The sequence below is a fragment of the Neorhizobium phenanthreniclasticum genome (assembly GCF_040066075.1).
Classification (GTDB): Bacteria; Pseudomonadota; Alphaproteobacteria; order Rhizobiales; family Rhizobiaceae; genus Neorhizobium; species Neorhizobium petrolearium.
The window spans coordinates 1-822 of the sequence record NZ_JBEAAL010000092.1; the positions used below are offsets into that span (position 1 = coordinate 1).

The following is an 822-nucleotide window of genomic DNA, read 5'->3' on the forward strand; positions in this document are numbered from 1 at the left end:
AGTTAATGATTTTGATGGCTTGTTTGATATCGATTGGCGGCAGTGGTGGATCGGTTCGTCGTCGCAGGGGAAAGTTGCTCATCTTGCGTTTGACGCCGCGCTTATTGCGGCGATGCGATCGGAGCGGCACACGCTCTTGCAGGATTTCGGCGAGCACGGCGTCATGAAAGGCGCGGCGTTGTCGAGGGGGGAATGGCGGCAAACACGGTGAGTTTGCGGCGGATGACGCGAACGGTGTGGATGAAGGAAAGCCGATCGGGGTCCTCATCGGCTGACAGGGCGGCTTCATGCATCAAGCCGCGAATGGCGAAGTGGGCCATGATGAGGCCGTAAAACTCTTGGCGTACCAGATCGGGCGTGCGGCTGCGCAGCACGATCCTGGCGCCGCGCAGATGGGTCTTGAGTTCATCGAAGCTGGTCTCGATTGCCCAGCGTTCGTGATAGAGTGCGGCCAACTCCTTGGCCGGCGCCTCCTCATGATCGAGAAGGCTGGTCACCAGCCGGTAGATCGGCTCCGCCCCGGTAACGCCGTCGAGGCGATAGTCGATGACGCGGACTTGAACGCCGTTGGTCTTATGGCGCCAATCGCGTTCGCACCGATAGATGCGGCTCAGACAGGAACCGTCCGGCAGGCGCTTGTCAGGGCTCAGGCGCATATTTTTGCGCACCCGCCACAACAAGTTGGCGCCGCTGTCGCGCGCCAGGCTCCACAGCTCAAAGCCGAAGAAGGACCGGTCGGCCAGGCACAACATGTCCGGCTCAAGGCACGCCAGGACGGCCTTGGCGAGCGTGACCTCGCTGGTCGCGCAACCGGCCATCTGG

The 822-nt window shown here is 61.9% G+C and carries 2 protein-coding genes; one reads left to right on the top strand and one right to left on the bottom strand.

Annotation, left to right across the window (positions count from 1 at the left end):
• On the top strand, positions 1–211 hold a 211-nt coding region (locus tag ABK249_RS33850), incomplete at its 5' end, for a hypothetical protein (RefSeq protein ID WP_348864931.1).
• On the opposite strand, the gene ABK249_RS33855 is transcribed toward ABK249_RS33850, so the two are convergent.
• Positions 162–822: IS4 family transposase (locus tag ABK249_RS33855; protein ID WP_348864932.1), on the bottom strand; the 661-nt coding region annotated here is incomplete at its 5' end. The genes ABK249_RS33850 and ABK249_RS33855 overlap by 50 nt on opposite strands.